The 15,437-nt window shown below is 60.5% G+C and carries 12 protein-coding genes, 1 other RNA gene and 6 pseudogenes; 9 read left to right on the top strand and 10 right to left on the bottom strand.

The window, feature by feature from the left end; translation table 11 throughout:
• Positions 1-10: 10 nt before the first annotated feature.
• A pseudogene (locus J5I97_RS19660) lies at positions 11-162 on the top strand (xylose isomerase); the annotation flags it as partial.
• 80 nt (positions 163-242) lie between these two features.
• Here J5I97_RS19660 and J5I97_RS00440 read toward each other — a convergent pair.
• A complete protein-coding gene (locus J5I97_RS00440; protein WP_208588334.1) occupies positions 243-1,316 on the bottom strand; it encodes a LacI family DNA-binding transcriptional regulator in 1,074 nt (357 codons plus the stop codon).
• A 162-nt stretch (positions 1,317-1,478) separates the two neighbouring features.
• On the opposite strand from J5I97_RS00440, the pseudogene J5I97_RS00435 reads away from it, so the two are divergent.
• Positions 1,479-1,849, top strand: a pseudogene (locus J5I97_RS00435) (hypothetical protein); the annotation flags it as partial.
• A gap of 57 nt (positions 1,850-1,906) precedes the next feature.
• A pseudogene (locus J5I97_RS00430) lies at positions 1,907-2,023 on the top strand (IS3 family transposase); the annotation flags it as partial.
• Positions 2,024-2,051: 28 nt separating this feature from the next.
• Here J5I97_RS00430 and J5I97_RS00425 read toward each other — a convergent pair.
• Positions 2,052-2,637 (bottom strand): annotated as a pseudogene (locus J5I97_RS00425) (IS5 family transposase); the annotation flags it as partial.
• A gap of 49 nt (positions 2,638-2,686) precedes the next feature.
• A non-coding RNA gene (locus J5I97_RS00420) (sX9 sRNA) lies at positions 2,687-2,762 on the bottom strand.
• Between the two features lie 95 nt (positions 2,763-2,857).
• Between J5I97_RS00420 and J5I97_RS00415 the strand changes: the two genes are divergently transcribed.
• The gene (locus tag J5I97_RS00415) at positions 2,858-3,472 is read left to right on the top strand and encodes a hypothetical protein (protein ID WP_208588332.1); all 615 of its coding nucleotides are present in this window, start codon (positions 2,858-2,860) and stop codon (positions 3,470-3,472) included.
• A 163-nt stretch (positions 3,473-3,635) separates the two neighbouring features.
• Positions 3,636-5,003, top strand: coding sequence for a 2-oxoadipate dioxygenase/decarboxylase HglS (gene hglS, locus J5I97_RS00410; RefSeq protein WP_208588331.1), 1,368 nt, complete (start codon positions 3,636-3,638; stop codon positions 5,001-5,003).
• A 152-nt stretch (positions 5,004-5,155) separates the two neighbouring features.
• On the opposite strand, the gene J5I97_RS00405 is transcribed toward hglS (J5I97_RS00410), so the two are convergent.
• From J5I97_RS00405 to J5I97_RS00375, 7 genes are all read right to left on the bottom strand, one after another.
• Positions 5,156-5,437, bottom strand: coding sequence for an MBL fold metallo-hydrolase (locus tag J5I97_RS00405; protein ID WP_208588330.1), 282 nt, complete (start codon positions 5,435-5,437; stop codon positions 5,156-5,158).
• 282 nt (positions 5,438-5,719) lie between these two features.
• A complete protein-coding gene (locus tag J5I97_RS00400; RefSeq protein WP_208588329.1) occupies positions 5,720-5,923 on the bottom strand; it encodes a hypothetical protein in 204 nt (67 codons plus the stop codon).
• A gap of 135 nt (positions 5,924-6,058) precedes the next feature.
• A complete protein-coding gene (locus J5I97_RS19655; RefSeq protein WP_238135594.1) occupies positions 6,059-8,578 on the bottom strand; it encodes a phospholipase effector Tle1 domain-containing protein in 2,520 nt (839 codons plus the stop codon).
• 25 nt (positions 8,579-8,603) lie between these two features.
• Positions 8,604-9,275 (bottom strand): hypothetical protein, encoded by a 672-nt coding sequence (locus tag J5I97_RS00390; protein WP_238135593.1) that lies wholly within the window; start codon positions 9,273-9,275, stop codon positions 8,604-8,606.
• Between the two features lie 189 nt (positions 9,276-9,464).
• On the bottom strand, positions 9,465-10,574 hold the full coding sequence (locus J5I97_RS00385; RefSeq protein ID WP_208588328.1) for a T6SS phospholipase effector Tle1-like catalytic domain-containing protein: 1,110 nt from the start codon (positions 10,572-10,574) through the stop codon (positions 9,465-9,467).
• Between the two features lie 25 nt (positions 10,575-10,599).
• Positions 10,600-11,175 carry a hypothetical protein gene (locus J5I97_RS00380; RefSeq protein WP_208591475.1) on the bottom strand — a complete coding sequence of 192 codons (576 nt, stop codon included), beginning with the start codon at positions 11,173-11,175 and terminating at the stop codon, positions 10,600-10,602.
• Positions 11,176-11,460: 285 nt separating this feature from the next.
• A complete protein-coding gene (locus tag J5I97_RS00375) occupies positions 11,461-11,877 on the bottom strand; it encodes a hypothetical protein (protein ID WP_238135591.1) in 417 nt (138 codons plus the stop codon).
• Between J5I97_RS00375 and hglS (J5I97_RS00370) the strand changes: the two are divergent.
• From hglS (J5I97_RS00370) to J5I97_RS00355, 4 genes and pseudogenes are all read left to right on the top strand, one after another.
• Positions 11,839-13,035: pseudogene (gene hglS / locus J5I97_RS00370) on the top strand (2-oxoadipate dioxygenase/decarboxylase HglS); the annotation flags it as partial. The gene J5I97_RS00375 and the pseudogene hglS (J5I97_RS00370) overlap by 39 nt on opposite strands.
• Before the next feature lie 48 nt (positions 13,036-13,083).
• Positions 13,084-13,227, top strand: a pseudogene (locus tag J5I97_RS00365) (IS481 family transposase); the annotation flags it as partial.
• A 205-nt stretch (positions 13,228-13,432) separates the two neighbouring features.
• Positions 13,433-13,990 (top strand): hypothetical protein, encoded by a 558-nt coding sequence (locus tag J5I97_RS19650; RefSeq protein ID WP_238135590.1) that lies wholly within the window; start codon positions 13,433-13,435, stop codon positions 13,988-13,990.
• Between the two features lie 71 nt (positions 13,991-14,061).
• Entirely contained in the window at positions 14,062-15,345 is a 1,284-nt protein-coding gene (locus J5I97_RS00355; RefSeq protein WP_208588325.1) for a retropepsin-like aspartic protease, read from the top strand.
• Positions 15,346-15,437: the final 92 nt, after the last annotated feature.

The raw sequence follows: 15,437 nt of genomic DNA, 5'->3' as shown, positions 1-15,437 counted from the left end.
GCCCATCGCGCTGGAACGGTGGCGTGCCGAGCGTTACGCCAGCTTGGGCAGCGGCGCTGGTGCGGCGTTTGCCGACGGCACCGGCACGTTGTGGTGGATGTGGTCAAGTATGCCGCGAGCAGCGGTGAGCCGACGCAGATCAGCGGCCACCAGCAAGCGTAAGAAAACCCGATCAATCCGTCTCTGACGCGTTGATGTTGCGCAGGTAATCGCCTGCTGTGCGCGCACCGTTGCGTGCAGCGCTACGGCGACTCGGTTGTCTCCGACGCAGCCGGCGCGGCCACCGAATCCCGCTTGACCAACAGGTGCGGGACCACATGATCGACCATCTTCGCCGTGCGCTCCTTGGCGCGAATCCTCTTCAACACGATATCCAGCGCGGCATCGGCCATTGTGGCGATGGGCTGCCGCACGGTGGTGAGTTCGGGCCACACGGCCGTGGCGGCGGAGGTATCGTCGAAGCCGACCACCGACAGATCGCGTGGCACATCCAGCCCGCGTCGATGCGCCACCGAAATCGTAGCGGCGGCCATGTCGTCGTTGCTGGCGAAGATAGCGCTGGGGCGACGTTTGCGCGCCAGCAGTTTTTCCGCAGCGATCAAACCCGACTTGTAGGTGTATTCACCCGGCTTCACCAGATGCCGATCCAATCGCAACCCTGCCTCGACCAGCGCAGCCTGGAAACCTTCGAAACGACGCGTACTCGCAGACAAATTGGGATTCCCGGCGATGTAGCCGATGCGCGTATGCCCCTGGGCGATCAGATGCTCGGTGATTTCCTTGGCAGCGGCGAATTCGTCGATACGCACGCAGGCCACATCGGGAAGGAAATGGTTGGAGGCGATCGCCACCACCGGCACCTTGGCGCGCACCAGTGCCAATACCGTCGCCTTCGACTCGCACAACGGCGGCGGCAGGATTGCCCCGGCAACGCCTTTGGCGAGCTTGCGTGCGGCCTTGCGCTCGGCGTCGGCATCCAGGTCGTCCCAGCAATCGATCACCAGCTGGATCGAAGTGCCCGATACCACCCGCAATACGCCCAGCAGCAACTCGCGCAAGTACGCGCCCCTGGGGTCGCTGTAGATCAATGCGATGCGCGTACTCTGCGCGGCCGCCAGCGCGCTTGCCGCAAGGTTGGGCGTATAGCCCAGCTTGTCGACCGCGCGCCGGACTCGCTCGCGGGTCGCATCGCGCACGCTGCGGTTATTGTTGACCACACGCGAGACCGTCATTGGCGACACCTTCGCCAGCGCCGCCACTTCATCGATGGTAGTCGCGCGGCTGGTGCGGCGGACCGATTTCCTGACCTTCTCCAAGCGTGGCCTCTTCAAGTGAGTGCGAAAGCTGCGGGATGCACACGTGCTGTTGCAACAACCCCCGGCGCCATGTACCTGCATGCGTGTGCAAGTCATGGTACCGGGAAGCAGGCAGAGCGGCGACATGCGCCTGAGCACGTCAACGCCGCTGGAACATGCCGCATGCGCCTGATGGGATGCTGTGGCGGATATTGTCGTGCGTTAGTGCTGATGTGGCTGGCGCCGCCATGTGGCGGCATGTTGGCCACTGCCGGTGCACATGCCGAGGATGGCTACGATTTATGGTTGCGCTACCAGTGGCTGGCCAACGCCACGCCATCGCGTGACAGCGCAAGCGAGCTGGTGATCATTGGCGACGCGCCGACCTTGCACGTGGCGCGTGAAGAATGACAACGCGGCTGCATCTGCGCATGCTCAATCATTGGCACAACCTCGATGGCCTGGCCGAACGGGGCCATGCCGGTGCCTCGCTGTGGAACTGGCTGTTGTTCTTCGATGCCGATGGCACTGCGTACCTGCTCAACAACGGCTCACCGGAAGGCACACCGTTCGCTAGCATGCTCGGGCCTTTTGCCCAATGGGAACCGGACCGTACCGAGGTGTTCGACTACATCGAAATGTTCTACAACCCAAAACGCCGTCATGGTTCAACTGGCGACCTGTCGCCTGTAGAGTTTGAACGGCGCTACGCGCAACGAGGGTCTTGAGTGTCTACGGAACCCTGGGCGTATCAGTTTCGCGCACGCCCTGCGCAAAGGGCTGACCCACGTAGCCGCTATCGCACAACACACTCTGCACGTGCTTGAGGCCCGATGTGCAGCGTTCGAGCGCCTGCAACGCCCCTTTGCGGTCCGTCACCTCGGCGGTGGTCACTGCCACCGCGTGCGGCAGCCCCTGCGTGTCCACCGCGATGTGCCGCTTGATCCCCGACACCTTCTTGCCCGCGTCATCGCCCTTCAAGCCTGCCGTGTCCGCGTTCTTCACGCTCTGCGCGTGGATGATCAAGAATCTGCTGCAAGCGCTGCGCCCCTGTCGCGCGCGGGCCGCGCCAACCTGATTTTTTTAAAGCCTGCTCCAGCAGGCTGCCACCTTCACGCGGCTCACTCCAGATGGCAAAGTACGCATGCACTGTGCGCCATTTAGGAAACTCCTCGGGCAGCATGCGCCACTGGCAGCGGCTTCTGAGCAGGTACAACACCGCACAGAACACCTCATACAGGTCTACTCGCCTGGGACTGGTTCTTCTACGCGCGCTTTCCAACAGCGGCTTGATGACGTCGCATTGATCGGGACTGATGTCGCTCGGGTAGCTCTTCCTCATTTCACTAGGTTCCCATACGTAGGGAAGACTTTGAACACGTTCTTAGAGCGGCTAACAAAACGTAGCAAGCAGTCGTCAAATGGGTGCGGACGGCGCGGAGGAACCGCAGTGTACGCGTGGTACATGCCAATTCCGAGCACCGGCCGCGCCCGCCTGGCGGTAAGCGCAGTCGTTTTGTTAGCCGCTCTAAATCGGCGGTCGGCCTGACACTGGGGCGGGCATGCGGCATCATCGGCGTATGCCTGCGCCAAGCCCTTCCTTGTTGCGATCTCTGCCATTACGAATGGCGCTGCTGTTGCCTGCGCTGGCTGCTGCGCAGACCGCGCCTGCAGCCGCACCTGCGTCAGAAGACCCAGCGCCGGCAGTGATGATGCCCGGCACCGGCGATGCGTGGGTGAATCAACATTTGGCCGACATGGACAGCTACGCGCAGCGCTATCCGGATAGTTTCATCGACGAGGTGGCGCGCTACACCGGCACGCCGCGCGGGTACGTGCAGGCGCTGCTGCAGGTGCATGGCTGGCATGCGGGGGACATTTATTTCGCCTGTTTCTGGGCACAGACAGTGCAGCTGTGGTGCCGCGACAGCGTACGTGCCTACAGCCGTGACCATCACGATGGTTGGGAGGGCGTAATCGCGCGCCTGTCGGTCGCTCCGGACCCCGTGCACATGCGCGCATTGCGGCATGCCATCGTCGCCAGCTACGACCGCTGGGAACGGCCGATCAGCTTGGACCCGTTGCTGCGTCGCCAGCTCGGCGATCATGCGCAGCGGCTGGACGCGGCGCGTCAGGCCAGCAAAGCGGCAGAAGCGGCCGCGCAGGCCGGGCTTTAGCGCGGCTTGGCGCAGCGGCAAGCTGTAGCGCAGTCGGCCGCTTGTGCGGCTGTCTGCACGCCAATGTGCTCCCCGCGATGCTGCCGTGCAGCTGGCCGGCGCATGGCGCCGTCGGCGACAATGCAATAACCCTGGCGTTGGCCGGCTCTGCCAAGACCACCTCATGCGCGATACCGTGTTTGTCTCTCCCGATCAGATCCGCAGCCTGTTCGCCCAGGCGATGTCCGACATGTATCGCGCTGAGGTGCCGTTGTACAGCGACTTGATGACGCTGGTGGCGCAGGTCAATGCCGACACCCTGAGAGCTGATGCTGCGCTGGCTGTACGGCTGCAGCGCAACGATGAGCGCGCGCGGCTGGATCTGGAACGGCATGGCGCCATCCGGGTCGGCACGGCGCAGGAACTGTCCACTTTGCGCCGGCTATTTGCGGTGATGGGCATGCACGCGGTGGGCTATTACGACTTGTCGGTAGCCGGCGTACCGGTGCATTCAACCGCGTTCCGCCCGATCGACGATGTGGCGCTGTCGGCCAATCCGTTCCGCGTGTTCACTTCGCTGCTGCGGCTGGAACTGATCGAGGATGCCGCGTTGCGCGAGCGGGCGGCGCAGATTCTCGAGCAGCGGCAGATCTTCACTACCGGGGTCCTGGAGTTGATCGAACAGCGCGAGCGTGTCGGCGGGCTAGATGCGATGCAGGCGCAGCAGTTCGTTGCCGAAGCGCTGGAAACTTTCCGCTGGCACGGCGATGCTTCCGTGTCGCTGCAGACCTATCGCGCGCTGAGCCAAGCCCACAAGCTGATCGCCGATGTAGTGAGCTTCCACGGCCCGCACATCAATCACCTGACCCCGCGCACACTGGATATCGATGCGGCGCAGGCGCAGATGCAGCGCGCTGGCATCGCTGCGAAAACGGTGATCGAAGGGCCGCCGCGCCGACGCATCCCGATCCTGCTGCGCCAGACCAGCTTCAAGGCGCTGGAAGAACCGGTACGTTTTTTAGGCGACAGTGGACAGGCCGAATATGGCACACATACCGCGCGCTTCGGCGAAATCGAGCAGCGCGGGCTTGCACTGACGCCCAAGGGTCGCGCGCTTTACGACGCGTTGTTGGCACAGGCCCGCGGCAGCGATGGTGCGGGCAGCACCGGTGCCGATTACGCCACGCGGCTACAAACCGCGTTTGTAGCGTTCCCCGACGATGAGGCGGTGCTGCGTCAGCAAGGCCTGGGTTATTTTCGCTACGCGTTGACCGATGCCGGCCGCGCCGATCCGGCGCAGGTGGCCGCCATGCCCGCAGAAACCGCGATTGCGCTCGGCCTGGTCAGCGCCGATCCGATCATCTATGAAGATTTTTTGCCAGTGAGTGCGGCGGGCATCTTCCAGTCAAACCTCGGCGGCACCGAACAACGTGCGTACGCCGCACATTCGAGCAAGCGCAGTTTCGAGCAGGCGCTGGGCGCGCAGGTGCATGACGCGTTTGCGTTGTATGCGCAGCTGGAGCGCGCGTCGCTGCAGGCGTTGTTGGGGTAGGCAGACGACAGCGGCTGCAAACCGCAGCCCTGTGGCAACAGTTGTCGCCCTCGATTTACCACCCCACTGCCATGGGGGTACGGGTCGCCTGCACCACCGAGGTCCCGGCGAAATGGGAACTGAAATACGTGGCCCGCTTTTCTACAACGTAGTCATGCACCCAGGCGCGCGAGCGGCGCGCCAGGACAGCATCGGCGCAGAAGCATGAGTTCCAGTGCAGAAAACACGCTGCGACGCGCTTGACCTTGTGCTGTCGCGTAGAAGTTTTCTTCGGCGCGTGCGTAGACGTAGCGTGCGTTTGGAAAGGTCGGCGCCCAACCGTTATCTGTTCTGACGGTGTTCCAACCGGTGTGGTCGACATGCAGATGGGTCAGTAAAACAGCGTCTACATGGGCCAGCACGGCCGTGAACTGCGGACGAGCTTTGTGGTACATGACATGGGCACGCTCACAGCGCGCATGGAAAAGGCGAGGTGGACCTGTATGTAGGTGCGGCAAGGACGCTTCCGGAAACTCTAAAGCAGCGACCATTGCTCAACGATACGTTTCGCATGGCTGAGCGCAAAGGGCATCCCCGCGGAACTGCGTAGCTGGACCTGGAAACGTATTGCGGGCTGGAACACGTGTTGGTGTCGCCAGGCGGCGAGTTCACAATTCCTGTCGAGCGCGCCTGAACGAACTCGACGTCGAGCGCCGTGTGGTTCTCACTGTGCCCGGCTACAACCAGGCCGCCCTGCTGCATGCCCCATGCCGACTGCGTGGCCACTCTGCCCAGCCGAAGTCTTTTTCAACTACAACAGCCTTGCACTTCGCGAGTGAATTCACCAGGGCCAGCACCAGAAAGCCGGACAGAGACAGCCCGGCCACGGCAACGGGCAGCAACGCGACGACGGCAACAACGAATTTGGTGCGCGAACGCATAGGGAGGGTCTTCCTTGGGAAAGAGGGTGTGCGGGATGCTGCAACGCCTCGCGGTGGTGAACTCGTCGGGCGTGATGCGGTTCGGCGCATGGCTGTCCATGCGGTATTGCCTGGATGATCATGGGTAACCGGTTACTACGCCATGGCCTGCCCCTGCATCTGCCCTTGCATTTGCGCGGCGCGTTGGGCCTGCATGGCCTGTTCGGCGAGGTTCTGCTGCTCCACCGTTTGCAATTGCTGGCTGGCCTGGGCGACGTCCGGCGCTTGCGTCAGTTGCGGCGCAGCGACTCTCGCCCATAGCTCCCCGTTGGATTGCACCCCGTAGTGCGGCGTTTGGGTCGCGTGGCCCTGCGGCATCCCCAGGTAGATCTTTTCCACTTCGGTCTGGCCCAACTTGCGTGTCTCCACAACGACTTGTGCGGCATGACGGTCCAACTGCGCCGCATCGGGCACGGGCCGGCCCCAGCGTTCATGGACATCGGCGATGGCCTCGCGGGCCTGTGCGAACAGCGCATGGCGCGGATGCGCGGGATGGCGCATGTCCTGGGCCGTGATCGCGACCGGGGCGATGGCGCGGCTTGGCGGCGCCGGTGCATGGGTCGCTTCGCGCGCTCGCCACGTGGCGGCATGTTGCTCGGGCGATTGCGCTAATGCGTGCTGGGGATCGATCCTGAGCACCTTGCCCTTTTGGTCGAACGAGGGCGGCTGCTCATAGGCCAGCAGTTGGCCTTGGTGCTGCTTGAACCCCCTGATGTCGTGGTTGAATCTCATCTCGGCGCCGAGCGCGTCGGTGAACCCGGCCGCCAGCCGTTCCTGCTGCGCGGGGCCGTAGGGCAATGTGTCGCCATTCCTGGGCAGGGTATGGGACTGTTCCAGCGCATTCTTGAACAGGGTATAGCGCCTGTGCAGCGGATGGTCCGGGTGACGGAAGTCGGTGAGGTGCTCGTCCGAACCCGGCGGACGCGTCGGCGGGGTGTAGAGCATCGGCTCGGCGGCTTGAGGTTGTGTGTGGGGGTGCGGCCGGGTGTCCTGGGTGTGGCGCTGTGCGTCGTCGCGTTGCTGCGCCTCCATGGCCTGACGGTGCAGCTGGGCATGCTGCTGCGCGAGGTGGTGTTGCTGCGCGCGCGCGGCCTGCGTGTGCGGTTCCTGCTGCTGCGGTTGCGCCATCCGCGTCTGTTGCTGCCTGTCCACGCTGGCCGGTTTTTCCGTGGCCGGGGCGGTATGGGAGGGCTGCGCCATTGTCTGCCGGTGAGAGGGCGCCAGTTGCGGTGCGTGCTGCTGCGCCTGTTGGATGCGCTGCTGGTGCTGTTGGGCGGCGTGGTCTTGCTGCATGCGCGTGTGCGCATCGACAGCCAGGGGCGGCGTGGAGGCGGCAGCGGAGGAAGAGGACGACGAAGACGTGTCGGCGTGTGTCGATCCGGTGTGGGTGGACGGTGCCGCCGGCAGCGGCGGTGCCACCACGGCATGAGGCGCATGAGGCGCTTGCCGGAAGAACGCTGGCAGCGTGGGGTCGGTCTGTTCGGCCGACACGTGCACCGGGCGCAGCGGATAATGCGCGCGCAGCGCCGCATCACCCAGCTCGGCGCCGGTGCGGCCTTCGCGCATCGCGATGCCGGCCAATGCATCCACATGCACGCGATGCCCAAGCGCCGCCGCCACGGCGGTGGTGTAGAACGCTTGGTGCTGTTCGGAGCGGTGGATGACGTTCATTGCCGGTGCGCTGTGCACCGTGCGCGGTTGCAGGAAGGGTGTGTCGCTGAGGGTGTTGATGTAATCGGTGAGCAGGTTGCCGTTGCGCACGGCCAGGCCATCGAGCAGGTAGGAACCGCCGATGTCCGAATGCGCGCCGGGATGGACCAGATGGAGCAGACGCCCGTCGTGCGATTGACCGGGGGGCACGATGTCCTTGACCGGGAACGTATCGCGACGCTCATCGCGGGCGGTGAGTTGCAAGCCCGACACCACCGAAGACGGCAGGCGGACATCGTGCAGATTCATGTCGCCGGTGGCGACCGGGTCCAGCAAGCCGACGGTCTGCGCGGTGCGGCCGGGCGGCACCAGCGGGGGATGGGTGGGGGTGAGTTTGAGGATTTCGTGGTGCGGGCCCTGTGCGATTTTCATGCCGACCGGATCTTGGATACCGCGCTCGTGAATCATGCGGGTGAACATGGCCGCGGTGACCGCGCCACGGCTGAAGCCTGTGGACACGATGCTGATTTCGGCTTGCGGATCGTGTTTTCTCCATTCATGAGCTTGGCGGATGAAATTCAAGTACATCTCTTCCATCCGCGGGCCGTAGCTGTAACCCAGGGCACCGTCGAGATTGCGGGTGAACGCATCGTCCTGTGTGCCCACGCCGGGGACGTAGTAGCCGCTGATATTTTTAATGCCGTTACTTACTGCCGTTTGCACCTGATCATCCAATATTCCGATATTGGTAATGTGCTGAGGGTCCTTGTATTTGTCATTACCTGTGCCATCAAAACAAGCCACGAACAAACGTGTGTGCGGGTTGTGTTGACCGACCAGCAGGGGCACCTGGAACTGCGCCAACACATGGCGACTATGTGCATATGCGGCCAAGTCTTGTGCACTCGCCGGGTAGGTTTCCACCTCATCCGGCCACGTTCTTGCATCATGATGCTGGTTTGCCATTACATGCTCCCTGGCGAAGACGCCATCAGTAGGTTTTGGTGTATGCGAGGATCAGGTCGTTGCGTGAATCGCTATATTTGTTACCGGGCTCCTGCAAAACAGTCGTCTCCACAAAGGCCCGCATATACACATTGATGGTGCGGTCGTTCACTTCCAGAATGATATCTGGAGAGATATCGGCGTGCAGGATCGGCGGCAACTGATCCTGCGGCACATGATGCAGGATCACCTTGTCCTTGAAGATGGCGTCGAGATCGACCAGGGCATGGTGTGCCTGGCCGTCCTTCGAGCGCCATGTCACCTCGGCGGGGGACGGAAAGTGCGGGAAATTGCGGATGCCGATCGTATTGGCTTTAAGATTGCTGGGGTAGACATCCCCTAGCGACGCCGACGAGATTCGCTTGACATCGTCAGGGAAGTTGGCTTCGTACCTACCGTCGTACAGCACTTTGCAGCCATAAGCGTCATAACAGACGGCCCCAAACGCATGCGTACTAAACGGTATCGGCTTGCGCGTATCGATATGCACGGTGTTATGGGCATCGACGGGCATATTGCCGATCAGGTGAATGCCGGACGGATCATTGCCAGGTGTATTCATGCGCGAACATCCAGTGAGAGAGTTGGCGAAGACGGCGGTCAGCAGGACAGGGAGCGCTGCACGGGACGGCGTAAAAAAAGAAGGTTGCACAGCCATGTTTCCACCTGTGGGAAGGGAAAGGCAGCCTACTGCCTGCGAGGTGATCAGGGTAGCGCGGTGCCGGCGTGGCGCTGCTCAACGCCCTAGCCGTGAGCGGCCGTTGGCGCCTCGCACAGGGTCGCTATCGTCGCGCATGCCGTTGGCCGTGGGCTTCGGTAATTTGCCCGTTGTTTTGTAGGATTTTTCCTACCCCGTTGCTGTGCAACCCGGCATCCAGCGCTTGGGCATCGTTGGAAACATGGGTCTCGACCGTGCCAGACAGGGGATGCCATGCACGCGATGCCCAAGCGCCGCCGCCACGGCGGTGGTGTAGAAGGCCTGGTGCTGTTCGGAGCGGTGGATGACGTTCATTGCCGGTGCGCTGTGCACCGTGCGCGGTTGCAGGAAGGGTGTGTCGCTGAGGGTGTTGATGTAATCGGTGAGCAGGTTGCCGTTGCGCACGGCCAGGCCATCGAGCAGGTAGGAACCGCCGATGTCCGAATGCGCGCCGGGATGGACCAGATGGAGCAGACGCCCGTCGTGCGATTGACCGGGGGGCACGATGTCCTTGACCGGGAACGTATCGCGACGCTCATCGCGGGCGGTGAGTTGCAAGCCCGACACCACCGAAGGCGGCAGGCGGACATCGTGCAGATTCATGTCGCCGGTGGCGACCGGGTCCAGCAAGCCGACGGTCTGCGCGGTGCGACCGGGCGGCACCAGCGGGGGATGGGTGGGGGTGAGTTTGAGGATTTCGTGGTGCGGGCCCTGTGCGATTTTCATGTCAGTCGGATTCTGGATACCGCGCTCGTGAATCATGCGGGTGAACATGGCCGCGGTGACCGCGCCACGGCTGAAGCCCGTGGACACGATGCTGATCTCTACTTTGGGGTCTTGGTCGCGCCATTGTTTGGCTTGGTTGATGAACTTCAAGTACATCTTTTCCATCCGTGGGCCGTAGCTATAGCCCAAGGCGCCGTCGAGATTGCGGGTGAACGCATCGTCCTGGGTGCCCACGCCGGGGACGTAGTAGCCGCTGATATTTTTAATGCCGTTACTTACTGCCATTTGCACCTGATCATCCAATATTCCGATATTGGTAATGTGCTGAGGGTCCTTGTGCTTATCGTTACCTGTGCCATCAAAACAAGCCACGAATAAACGGGTGTGCGGGTTGTGTTGACCGACCAGCAAGGGCACCTGGAACTGCGCCAACACATGGCGACTATGTGCATATGCGGCCAAGTCTTGCGCAGTCGCCGGGTAGGTTTCCACCTCATCCGGCCATGTCCTTGCATCGTTATGTTCGTTGCCCATTACATGCTCCCTGGCGAGGACGCCATCAGTAGGTTTTGGTGTACGCGAGGATCAGATCGTTGCGGAAATCGCTGTCTGGGTTGTCTGGCTTCTGTAGTACTGTCGTCTGCACCATTGCTTTCATATAAACATTGATGGTTCGGTCGTTCACTTCCAAGATGATATCTGGAGAGATATCTGCGTGCAGGATCGGCGGCAACTGATCCTGTGGCACATGATGCAGGATCACCTTGTCCTTGAAGATGGCGTCGAGATCGACCAGGGCATGGTGTGGTTGGCCGTCCTTGGAGCGCCACGTCACCTCGGCGGGGGACGGAAAGTGCGGGAAATTGCGGATGCCGATCGTATTGGCTTTAAGATTGCTGGGGTAGCCATCCCCTAACGACGCCGATGAGATTCGCTTGACATCGTCGGGAAAGTTAGCTTCGTACCTACCGTCGTACAACACTTTGCAGCCATAGGTGTCATAACAGACTGCCCCGAACGCATGGTCGGCAAATGGTATCGGCTTGCGCGTATCGATATGCACGGTGTTATGGGCATCGACGGGCATATTGCCGATCAGGTGAATGCCGGACGGCTCATTGCCAGGTGTATTCATGCGCGAACATCCAGTGAGAGAGTGGGCGAAGACAGCGGTCAGCAGGACAGGGAGCGCTGCACCGGACGGCGTAAAAAAAGAAAATCGCACAGCCATGTTTCCACCTGTGGGAAGGGAAAGGCAGCCTACTGCCTGCGAGGTGATCAGGGTAGCGCGGTGCCGGCGTGGCGCTGCTCAACGCCCTAGCCGTGAGCGGCCGTTGGCGCCTCGCACAGGGTCGCTATCGTCGCGCATGCCGTTGGCCGTGGGCTTCGGTAATTTGCCCGTTGTTTTGTAGGATTTTTCCTACCCCGTTGCTGTGCAACCCGGCATCCAGCGCTTGGGCATCGTTGGAAACATGGGTCTCGACCGTGCCAGACAGGGGATGCCATGCACGCGATGCCCAAGCGCCGCCGCCACGGCGGTGGTGTAGAAGGCCTGGTGCTGTTCGGAGCGGTGGATGACGTTCATTGCCGGTGCGCTGTGCACCGTGCGCGGTTGCAGGAAGGGTGTGTCGCTGAGGGTGTTGATGTAATCGGTGAGCAGGTTGCCGTTGCGCACGGCCAGGCCATCGAGCAGGTAGGAACCGCCGATGTCCGAATGCGCGCCGGGATGGACCAGATGGAGCAGACGCCCGTCGTGCGATTGACCGGGGGGGCACGATGTCCTTGACCGGGAACGTATCGCGACGCTCATCGCGCGCGGCTGGATCTGGAACGGCATGGCGCCATCCGGGTCGGCACGGCGCAAGAACTGTCCACTTTGCGCCGGCTGTTTGCGGTGATGGGCATGCACGCGGTGGGCTATTACGACTTGTCGGTGGCCGGCGTGCCGGTGCATTCAACCGCGTTCCGCCCGATCGACGAAGTGGCGCTGTCGGCCAATCCGTTCCGCGTGTTCACTTCGCTGCTGCGGCTGGAACTGATCGAGGATGCCGCGTTGCGCGAGCGGGCGGCGCAGATTCTCGAGCAGCGGCAGATCTTCACTACCGGGGTCCTGGAGTTGATCGAACAGCGCGAGCGTGTCGGCGGGCTAGATGCGATGCAGGCGCAGCAGTTCGTTGCCGAAGCGCTGGAAACTTTCCGCTGGCACGGCGATGCTTCCGTGTCGCTGCAGACCTATCGCGCGCTGAGCCAAGCCCACAAGCTGATCGCCGATGTAGTGAGCTTCCACGGCCCGCACATCAATCACCTGACCCCGCGCACACTGGATATCGATGCGGCGCAGGCGCAGATGCAGCGCGCTGGCATCGCTGCGAAAACGGTGATCGAAGGGCCGCCGCGCCGACGCATCCCGATCCTGCTGCGCCAGACCAGCTTCAAGGCGCTGGAAGAACCGGTACGTTTTTTAGGCGACAGTGGACAGGCCGAATATGGCACACATACCGCGCGCTTCGGCGAAATCGAGCAGCGCGGGCTTGCACTGACGCCCAAGGGTCGCGCGCTTTACGACGCGTTGTTGGCACAGGCCCGCGGCAGCGATGGTGCGGGCAGCACCGGTGCCGATTACGCCACGCGGCTACAAACCGCGTTTGTAGCGTTCCCCGACGATGAGGCGGTGCTGCGTCAGCAAGGCCTGGGTTATTTTCGCTACGCGTTGACCGATGCCGGCCGCGCCGATCCGGCGCAGGTGGCCGCCATGCCCGCAGAAACCGCGATTGCGCTCGGCCTGGTCAGCGCCGATCCGATCATCTATGAAGATTTTTTGTCAGTGAGTGCGGCGGGCATCTTCCAGTCAAACCTCGGCGGCACCGAACAACGTGCGTACGCCGCACATTCGAGCAAGCGCAGTTTCGAGCAGGCGCTGGGCGCGCAGGTGCATGACGCGTTTGCGTTGTATGCGCAGCTTGAAGGTGCCTCGTTGCAGGCGTTGCTGGTGTAGCCAGGCAACCGCGCAGCGCCAATGCAGACGCCGGTCAGGTCTGTGCACAAGCTGGTTGCCGCACAGTTCCTGCGTAATCTCATCCAGGCGGTGCCCTACACCTTGCAGACGGTTCTGGCGGATAAAGGCACTCAGTTCACCAACTGCAGTTCCGACCGATATGCCTTCGTGCATCTCTTCAGTCACGTCTGCTTCTGGATGGCGTATTGAACATTATTTCGACAACAAATTAATAATATATTAACATATATGAAGGTAAGCTTGTACGTAACGAAAATTATGTGAATATACGGCAAAGCTACCTAAATTGCCTGATGCTGATCTGCTCCTCATCTAAATACATCAGCGGGATAGCTATCAAGACGCTAGGCCATCGGCTAACAATAAGGAAGTTGTAATGAGAGAACTCACGAAAGATGAATTGCAGCTTGTAGCAGGTGCAGCCGCTGCAGCAGATGTCGACCCAAGTGAACCACCTACGGAGATCCCGCCGATTGTGGTGAATCCTCCCTCTGAACCACCGACTTTCCCTCCGTCGCTGCCACCAGAAAGTCCTCCGCCCCCAACTGGGGGTGGAAGCGGTGGTGGGAACGGGGGCGCTGAGACGGTTACCGGAGAAAGTTGGGAGTACAAAGATTCTGCGGAGCTGGATGGTAGCGGAATTGCTAAAGCGTCTCAGAGCTGGATCAATCCAGACCATAACCTCGCCTTTAACGTTTCGGAGAGCGTAAACTTAACGGATGGCAGCTGGAACTTGGCGGGGAGCGGCAATTTTACTTGGAATGGAAGCAGCTATTCCCTGGCGATGAGCACGGATCAATTTTCAATTTCGGGATTAAATGCCTCTTACTCCTATGATTGGGGTGGCGGGTTGAAATTTGATTTCACCGTAAAATATGACACCGCGACAAATCAATACAGCGGCCAAGCGACGCTGACAATACCCACGCCTTGATAAGGCCTTGCTGATTCTCATTCGAACGAGAGCGCCGCACTTCGGCGCTTTCTCCAATTAAAGAGCAAGAAATGTTGACGAGATTTCTCATCTTCTCTTGTTTGACACTCACCTGCTTCCAAACCTACGCTGAGAATATCCTTCCACAGGATGGTCCAGGTATCACGCTAATGGTGCTACGGGGAGAGGTTTCCCCGCTCGAAAAGCTCTCCAATAGTGACGGCCTTGCCAAACTACCGGCGAAAGCTGGACTCTTCAGGGTTGAATCAAACTTTGACGCTTCGAACAAAGCGGTTGAAGAGTGTTTAAAAGATCGCAAGGTGTTGGCGCAAAAGGGAGCAGGGGCTCTTTATCTATGCAAGAGCCTCCAAGCTGGAAACTCGCTCGCTCTCGGTGATATCGCCGGATGGGCTCGTACGATGCTGGACGTACGAAAAATCTACTTGGAAAACATAAAGCCCAGTTTTAAGGCGGGTGATGATGCCGAGGCAATTACCCGGCCACACTTTGAAGCCTTTCTGGTGCGTAGACAGTCAGGAATACTTAAACCAACCACAACCACGTCTGTCACTCTACCTCTTGTTAATGCCGGTGGCGTCCCTGTAGTGAAGGCAACCATACATGGGGGGCTTGATGGCAAGCGCCGTGACGTGATCTCGGATTTTGTGGTGGACACTGGCTCTACGAGATCGATCCTTAATGAAAGATTTGCTCGCTCTCTGGGACTTAAAATTACAAATAATTTTAATAGAGACGCCATCGGCGCATCAAGAGAAGTTTTATTTAACTTGGCCGACCCGGTCGATTTGAAAATGGGAGAGCTGACTCTGCAGGATGTCTCTTTTTCGACCAGCAATGATGTACCCATCAATATCATCGGAATGGACTTGCTTCGGCAGTTTGGCGCAGTGGAGATGTCCAAAGAAAGCTTTAAAATTCTAGGGCGCGACTCACGCCAAGTCTGCAACGATAACTTCAGACTGACGTCCCTGATCTGGGGCTCTCCAATGACACCCAGGATACCCGCAATCATTCGCGGGCGCGAAGAGTTGGTGCTGCTGGACACAGGATCATCCACATCACTTGAAGCATCGGGGATTGATTTAACCGGATTTCCGCAGAAAGACCTCAGGACAAAACGCATCGTCGATCTTCTCGGGGAAAGGACGATAAGCTATGCGGAATCCACGGTGACGATGGTGCTAAATTCGCGGACATTCAATATAAATGCTTCGGTCACTGATCAGAAGGGAATGGTTTTCCCAGTTTCATGGCGAATGGGTTACGATTTCATTTCAAGATCCAAATTGCATCTGGATGCCATGCATGGGCGTGCCTGTCTGATCGAAGGCTAAAATATCTGGCAGGCAGGGTTTATTGCCAAGTATCCATCAGGCATGTTGGCGAGAATCTTTTAGAGCGGCTGACAAAACGACTGCGCCCACCG

The sequence above is a fragment of the Xanthomonas fragariae genome (genome assembly GCF_017603965.1).
GTDB lineage: Bacteria > Pseudomonadota > Gammaproteobacteria > Xanthomonadales > Xanthomonadaceae > Xanthomonas > Xanthomonas fragariae_A.
This window is presented reverse-complemented; position numbering and strand designations above follow the sequence as displayed.

Bases quoted from the DNA above. Each gene is read 5' to 3' on its own strand.
- J5I97_RS00415 (WP_208588332.1), top strand. From the start codon at position 2,858: ATGCGGCATCATCGGCGTATGCCTGCGCCAAGCCCTTCCTTGTTGCGA.
- hglS (WP_208588331.1), top strand. From the start codon at position 3,636: ATGCGCGATACCGTGTTTGTCTCTCCCGATCAGATCCGCAGCCTGTTC.
- J5I97_RS00405 (WP_208588330.1), bottom strand. From the start codon at position 5,437: ATGTACCACAAAGCTCGTCCGCAGTTCACGGCCGTGCTGGCCCATGTA.
- J5I97_RS00400 (WP_208588329.1), bottom strand. From the start codon at position 5,923: ATGCGTTCGCGCACCAAATTCGTTGTTGCCGTCGTCGCGTTGCTGCCC.
- J5I97_RS19655 (WP_238135594.1), bottom strand. From the start codon at position 8,578: ATGGCAAACCAGCATCATGATGCAAGAACGTGGCCGGATGAGGTGGAA.
- J5I97_RS00390 (WP_238135593.1), bottom strand. From the start codon at position 9,275: ATGGCTGTGCAACCTTCTTTTTTTACGCCGTCCCGTGCAGCGCTCCCT.
- J5I97_RS00385 (WP_208588328.1), bottom strand. From the start codon at position 10,574: ATGGGCAACGAACATAACGATGCAAGGACATGGCCGGATGAGGTGGAA.
- J5I97_RS00380 (WP_208591475.1), bottom strand. From the start codon at position 11,175: ATGAATACACCTGGCAATGAGCCGTCCGGCATTCACCTGATCGGCAAT.
- J5I97_RS00375 (WP_238135591.1), bottom strand. From the start codon at position 11,877: ATGCCGTTCCAGATCCAGCCGCGCGCGATGAGCGTCGCGATACGTTCC.
- J5I97_RS19650 (WP_238135590.1), top strand. From the start codon at position 13,433: ATGAGAGAACTCACGAAAGATGAATTGCAGCTTGTAGCAGGTGCAGCC.
- J5I97_RS00355 (WP_208588325.1), top strand. From the start codon at position 14,062: ATGTTGACGAGATTTCTCATCTTCTCTTGTTTGACACTCACCTGCTTC.